General features: G+C 67.6%; 5 protein-coding genes and 1 pseudogene. 3 read left to right on the plus strand and 3 right to left on the minus strand.

All coding sequences use genetic code 11. The features are described 5' to 3' along the window. Positions 1 to 136, plus strand: a pseudogene (locus AC1D1W_RS19290) (alpha/beta fold hydrolase); the annotation flags it as partial. 146 nt (positions 137 to 282) lie between these two features. Here the strand turns inward: AC1D1W_RS19290 and AC1D1W_RS19295 are convergent. The 3 genes from AC1D1W_RS19295 to coaE all read right to left on the minus strand — a co-directional run bounded on the left by AC1D1W_RS19295 (position 283) and on the right by coaE (position 4,898). After that, positions 283 to 1,311, minus strand: a complete 1,029-nt coding sequence (locus AC1D1W_RS19295; RefSeq protein ID WP_476944537.1) for a TerC family protein — start codon at positions 1,309 to 1,311, stop codon at positions 283 to 285. 163 nt (positions 1,312 to 1,474) lie between these two features. Next, on the minus strand, positions 1,475 to 3,556 hold the full coding sequence (uvrB, locus tag AC1D1W_RS19300; RefSeq protein WP_476944538.1) for an excinuclease ABC subunit UvrB: 2,082 nt from the start codon (positions 3,554 to 3,556) through the stop codon (positions 1,475 to 1,477). A 40-nt stretch (positions 3,557 to 3,596) separates the two neighbouring features. Continuing rightward, the gene (gene coaE / locus AC1D1W_RS19305; RefSeq protein WP_476944539.1) at positions 3,597 to 4,898 is read right to left on the minus strand and encodes a dephospho-CoA kinase; all 1,302 of its coding nucleotides are present in this window, start codon (positions 4,896 to 4,898) and stop codon (positions 3,597 to 3,599) included. Positions 4,899 to 4,920: 22 nt separating this feature from the next. Here coaE and AC1D1W_RS19310 point away from each other — a divergent pair, with 22 nt between their 5' ends. Beyond that, the gene (locus AC1D1W_RS19310; protein WP_476944540.1) at positions 4,921 to 5,622 is read left to right on the plus strand and encodes an IMPACT family protein; all 702 of its coding nucleotides are present in this window, start codon (positions 4,921 to 4,923) and stop codon (positions 5,620 to 5,622) included. Next, positions 5,606 to 6,265, plus strand: a complete 660-nt coding sequence (locus AC1D1W_RS19315; protein WP_476944541.1) for a GNAT family N-acetyltransferase — start codon at positions 5,606 to 5,608, stop codon at positions 6,263 to 6,265. The genes AC1D1W_RS19310 and AC1D1W_RS19315 overlap by 17 nt, the downstream gene beginning before the upstream one ends. Positions 6,266 to 6,359: the final 94 nt, after the last annotated feature.

Genomic DNA, 6,359 nt, shown 5'->3' on the forward strand with positions numbered 1-6,359 from the left:
GTCCCTGGAGACGGCGGCCGCGGTCCGGGGCCTGCAGGTCTGGGAAACCGGAGACTTCCACCACGACGGCATCGCGGACGACGGCGAGGCGATCTTCGGGCGCCTGCTGGGGATGGCCCGTTCCGCCCGACGGTGACCCGGCCGCAGCCAGGCACGGGGCCGATGGCGCCCGGCTTAGCAGGTACGGCTTAGACAGGTACGGCGCCGGACCCGTGAGGGTCGGGCGCCGTACTGCTATGCGCCGCGGGGTGTGTCCTGCACTCTCACCCCGGCAGTTTGGTACTAGTCGACGTCGCTCAGACTCTTGCGGGAGTCCTCTTCCAGCCGGGCATCCAGCTTCGACTTGGACGCCTTGGAGCTCATCAGGCTGGCGACCACCGCGACGACGATGGTGCCGATGATCACACCGAGCGAGACGTAGGTGGGGATCTCGGGCGCCCATTCGATGTGCTGGCCGCCGTTGATAAAGGGCAGCTCGTTGACGTGCATGGCGTGCAGGACGAGCTTCACACCGATGAACGCGAGGATCACGGACAGGGCGTGCTTGAGGTAGATGAGCCGGTTCATGAGGCCGCCGAGCAGGAAGTACAGCTGGCGCAGCCCCATGAGGGCAAAGATGTTGGCGGTGAAGACGATGAAGGCGCTCTGGGTGAGGCCGAAGATGGCCGGAATGGAGTCGACCGCGAAGAGCAGGTCCGTCATGCCGATGGTCACGAAGACGATCAGCATCGGGGTGAACACCTTCTTGCCGTCGACGACGGTGCGGAGCTTGCCGCCGTCGAACTTCTCGGACATCGGCAGGACCCGGCGGATCCGGGCGATCAGCGGGTTTTCCTTGTCTTCCTCGTCCTCGCCCTCGTCCTGGGCCTGCTTCCAGGCGGTCCAGAGCAGGAAGGCGCCGAAGATGTAGAAGACCCAGCTGAACTGCTCGATCACGATCGCGCCGAGCATGATGAAGATGCCGCGGAGGATCAGGGCAATGATGATGCCCACCATGAGCACTTCCTGCTGATACTTTCTCGGTACCGAGAAGCGCGCCATGATGATGATGAAGACGAACAGGTTGTCGATGCTCAGGCTGTATTCGGTCACCCAGCCGGCGATGAACTGGCCGCCGAATTCCGGGCCGGTGAAGGCGAACATGGCGCCGGCGAAGACCAGGGCCAGGGCCACGTAAAACGCGACCCACAGTCCGGCTTCTTTCATGGAGGGCTCATGCGGGCGTTTGAGGACCATCAGCAGGTCGATGGCCAGAATGACGCCGAGGACGACAAACGAGCYGATCTCGAACCACAGGGGAAGCTCGGGCACGGGGGAAATACCTTTCGTAGGGTACAGCTCAGCGGTGTAAGTCTCTCCGACCGCCGCCGCATAACGCTGCCTGGCTGCCCGCTACGCCCGGCGCGGCATCGTAGCCGTGCGTGTTGACGATCGTAGCGTTTGGGATACTCCCCTACGTTTGACCGAGTTTACCCTAGGCGTGCCCCGCGGATTGCATTTGCCGCAGTTCCTTCTTCAATTCCCCCACCTCGTCGCGCAGCCGGGCGGCCAGTTCGAACTGCAGCTCCCCCGCTGCGGCGTGCATCTGTTCGGTCAGCTGTTCGATCAGCCCGACGAGGTCCTCGGCTGGCGCGGCGGCGAGCCCGTCCGCACGGATGAGCGCGGTGCCCTTGCCCTTCCCGCGGTTCTTCCCGGCCGCGGCCAGCAGCTCGCGGGTATCCGCGTCTTCCTTGGCCAGCTGGTCGGTGATGTCCGCGATCTTCTTCCGGAGCGGCTGGGGATCGATCCCGTTCTCCGTGTTGTACGCCACCTGGATGGCGCGGCGGCGGTTGGTCTCGTCGATGGCATGGGCCATCGAGTCGGTGATCCGGTCCGCGTACATGTGCACCTGGCCGGAGACGTTCCGGGCGGCACGCCCGATGGTCTGGATCAGGGACGTCGAGGAGCGCAGGAAGCCTTCCTTGTCCGCGTCCAGGATGCTGACCAGCGACACCTCCGGGAGGTCCAGGCCTTCACGGAGCAGGTTGATGCCGACGAGGACGTCGAAGACACCCATCCGCAGTTCGCGCAGGAGTTCTACGCGGCGGAGGGTGTCGACGTCGGAGTGCAGGTATTCCACCTTCACGCCATGGCCCAGCAGGTAGTCCGTCAGGTCCTCGGCCATCCGCTTGGTCAGGGTGGTGACCAGGACCCGTTCGTTCTTCGCGGTGCGGGTCCGGATTTCGCCCAGCAGGTCATCGATCTGCCCCTTCGTGGGCTTGACGACGACCTCGGGGTCGATCAGGCCGGTGGGGCGGATGATCTGCTGGACGAAGCCGTCGGACTTGCCGAGCTCGTACTTGCCCGGCGTCGCGGAGAGGTAGACCGTCTGGCCCACGCGGTCCTGGAACTCGTCCCATTTGAGCGGGCGGTTGTCCATCGCCGAGGGCAGCCGGAAGCCGTGGTCCACGAGGTTCCGTTTGCGGGACATGTCGCCCTCATACATGGCGCCGATCTGCGGCACGGTGACGTGGGACTCATCGATCACCAGGAGGAAGTCATCCGGGAAGTAGTCGATCAGGCAGTGCGGCGCGGTCCCGCGGGCCCGGCCGTCGATGTGCGAGGAATAGTTCTCGATGCCGTTGCAGAACCCCATCTGCTGCATCATTTCCAGGTCATAGGTGGTGCGCATCCGGAGCCGTTGGGCCTCGACCAGCTTGTTCTGGCTTTCCAGCACGGCGAGGCGCTCGGCCAGTTCGTCTTCGATCCGCTTGATCGCCCGGCCCATCCGTTCCGGACCGGCGACGTAGTGCGAGGCGGGGAAGACGTACATTTCGTTCTCGTCCCGGAGCACCTCGCCGGTCAGCGGGTGCAGGGTCTGGATATTTTCGATTTCGTCACCGAAAAATTCGATCCGGATCGCCAGTTCCTCGTACATCGGGATGATTTCCACGGTGTCCCCGCGGACCCGGAACGTGCCGCGGTGGAAGTCCATGTCGTTGCGGGTGTACTGCATGGAGACGAACTTCCGGAGCAGGTCGTCACGGTTCATCTCAGCCCCCTTGCGGAGGGTCACCATCCCGGCGATGTATTCTTCCGGGGTGCCGAGGCCGTAGATGCAGGAGACGGTGGCAACCACGATCACGTCGCGGCGGGTCAGCAGCGCGTTGGTCGCGGAGTGGCGGAGCCGTTCGACTTCCTCGTTGACGGAGGAGTCCTTCTCGATGAAGGTGTCCGTCTGGGCGACGTAGGCCTCCGGCTGGTAGTAGTCGTAGTAGGACACGAAGTATTCCACCGCGTTGTTCGGCAGCAGTTCACGGAATTCGTTGGCCAGTTGCGCGGCGAGGGTCTTGTTCTGCACCATCACCAGGGTGGGGCGCTGGACCTGCTCGATCAGCCAGGCTGTGGTCGCGCTCTTACCGGTACCGGTGGCGCCGAGCAGCACGACGTCTTTTTCACCGTTCTTGATGCGCTCGGTCAGTTCGGCGATGGCAGCCGGCTGGTCACCCGCCGGCTGGAACTCGCTGATGACCTCGAAGGGCGCCACGACACGGTTGATTTCCTGGGCAAGACTCATGTACCTAATCTACCGCCGGGCTGTGACAGGATGCCCTGATTCAGCTTTGGGCAGTACCGGGGTCGGCGGCAGGCGCCGTTGCGGTGGCGCCGCCGGCGGTGCTTTCACCGGCGTCGTCTGCTCCGGCGTCGTCCGCGTACGACGGCGGTTGCCATCCCGTGCGCTGCACCCACGCTTCCATCCGGGGCCAGGCATACTCGGTGAACCAGCCCTCCTTGTCGGCCGCGTAGCCGGCGGTGGACTTGTCGACGCCGTGCAGCCCGGCGACCCGTTGCTTTTCGGCGACATAGTCCGCCCGGGCTTCGGGATCGGCGCGCAGCCAGTCGCGGAAGCACAGCGCGTACCGCCAGCCCGGCGAGCCGGCCGCGCGGAGGTGGAGATTCACCGGCCGGCCGGGGTCGGCGTTGCCGTGCAGCCTCTTGCCCCAGTCAGCAGGGTCCGGGTGCGAGGGCTTCGGGTTGTCGGCGATGATGCCGGGCCAGCGCGGGAATCCTGCGTCGGCCAACAGCGGCGCGATCCGGTCCGCGGCGTCGAGGTCCCGGACGCTGAGTTGGAGGTCGATCACATCTTTGGCGTCGAGGCCTGGGACGGCCGTGGACCCGAGGTGGTCGAGGGCCAGGACATCCTGCGGGACCGCTGCCCGCAGCCGGGCGATCAGCCGGGCGGCCTGCGCTGCCCAGGCCGGATCGGCCGGGGCGAGGACCGGCCCCGCCGTCCGCGGGGCGATCCTTTGCTCCTTGAGGTTCAGTGCGAACGGCCTCAGCCGCTCCTCCCACACCGCGTCGACCGTGTGCCGGAGGTCCTCCGGGGTGCCCGAGTTGTCCAGCACGACGTCCGCGGCGGCCAGCCGGTCCTCGCGGCCCGCCTGGGCTGCCATCCGGGCGCGCGCCTCGTCGGCGGTCATGTTGCGGTGTTCGGCCATGCGGCGGACCCGGACGTCGTCGGGGGCATCCACCACGACCACCAGATGGAAGTTCTTCCCTTGCCCGGTTTCGACCAGGAGCGGGATGTCCTGGACCACGACGGCGCCGGCCGGGGCGGCGGCGACCATCGCCGCGGCGCGCTCCCGCACCAAGGGGTGGACGATGCCGTTCAGCACGGCCAGGCGCTCCGGATCACCGAAGACCAGGGCACCGAGCCGGGCCCGGTCCAGCCGGCCTTCCGGGGTCAGGACGGCAGCACCGAAGGTCTCCACCACACTGGCCAGCCCGGGCGTACCAGGTTCCACGACCTCCCGGGCCAACGCGTCGGCGTCGACAAGCACTGCTCCAAGGTCGCGCAGGCGCGCGGCAACCATGGACTTCCCTGAGGCGATTCCGCCGGTCAACCCGATCTTCAACACCTCACCAGACTAAACTGAACCGGTGGCAGATGCGGCGGAATCCCCCGAGAGCAGGACGGCCGTCTACACCACCCCTGCCGCAGGGCCCGGGTTTCGGCACGAAATCGAGGTCAAGCGGTCCCGTTTCATCACCGTGCTGGCCCGCACGGCGGACGAGGCCGCCGCCCGGGCCGTCCTGGGCAGCTTGCGCCGGGAATTCCATGACGCCCGGCATCACTGCTTCGCCTTCGTGCTCGGCCCCGACCGGGACATCCAGCGGTCCAACGACGACGGCGAGCCGTCCGGCACCGCGGGCATCCCCATGCTCGAGGCGCTGCTGAAGCGGGAGACCGCACCCGGCGTCGCCGATCTCAGCGACGTCGCCGTCGTCGTCGTGCGCTATTTCGGCGGCATTCTCCTGGGTGCCGGCGGCCTGGTCCGGGCCTATTCCGAATCGGTGTCCGGAGCGCTGGACCTCGCTCCCCTCGTCCGGCGCCGCCGGCTGCGAATTTGCTCGGTGCCCGTACAGCACGCCGTGGCCGGGCGGCTCGAGAACGATCTGCGCGCCGCGGGGTATGTCATGGCCGAAACCCGTTACGAGGCGCAGACTACTGTCCTGAGGCTGGCGCTGCCGGATGATCCGGAAGAACTGGTCCGGGCCGCGGACCGCGTGGCCGCCATGTCGGCCGGCAGCGCGTCGCTGCTGCCCGGAGAAACGGAGTGGATCGATGTGCCCATCAGCTGAGCCCGTGCCCGCGGTCGCGCTGCTTGACGTCAGCGAGGACGTGCTCGAACAGCTCCTGGAACTTGCGCTCCGGGACGCCGACGCCGACGAGGTCACCCCGCCGCTGGGCACGACCGCCGGCTGGAACACCGACCGGATCAGCTGGTTCCGCGAATTCCACCGCGCCGCCGCAGCCGGCCTGGACGGTCCCGCGGGGCAGAAGACGTGGGCCATCAGCTGCGACGGGCAGATGGCAGGGTCCGTGCGCCTCAGGCGGATGGACCCTGAGCCGGCGGCAGCGGATGAGGGCTGGGCCGGTGGTGGCGGCGGGGCTGGGCCAGGGGGTGGCGCTGGGGCTGTTGCGGGGGGTGGCGGCTACGCCGGGCCGAGTGATGGCGCCGAAGCTGGTGCAGGTGGCGGCCGGGCGCTGGAAACCGGCATCTGGCTCGCCCGGAGCTTCCGCGGCCGGGGTGTGGGCCGCGAGGCGCTGCGCCTCGTAAAGGCTCGCGCCGCGTCGGCCGGGGCAGCCGTCCTGGTGGCCGAGACGACGGCCGGCAACGTGGGAGCCCTCGCGTTACTGAAGTACGCGGGCGCCGAACTGGTGACCGGTGCCGCCTCGCAGACGCATACGGTGCCGGTCATAGCGAAGATCCCGCTGCGCTGACGGCATGGCATCCGGGGCCGGTTCCGGGCTCCCTCGCACCACTGGACATGCCCTCCGTCGTCAGCGCCTGGCTGCCGTCACGGAGCCTACATTC

The organism is Arthrobacter sp. P1_B4, assembly GCF_056406555.1.

Bases quoted from the DNA above. Each gene is read 5' to 3' on its own strand.
- AC1D1W_RS19315 (WP_476944541.1), top strand. From the start codon at position 5,606: ATGTGCCCATCAGCTGAGCCCGTGCCCGCGGTCGCGCTGCTTGACGTC.
- uvrB (WP_476944538.1), bottom strand. From the start codon at position 3,556: ATGAGTCTTGCCCAGGAAATCAACCGTGTCGTGGCGCCCTTCGAGGTC.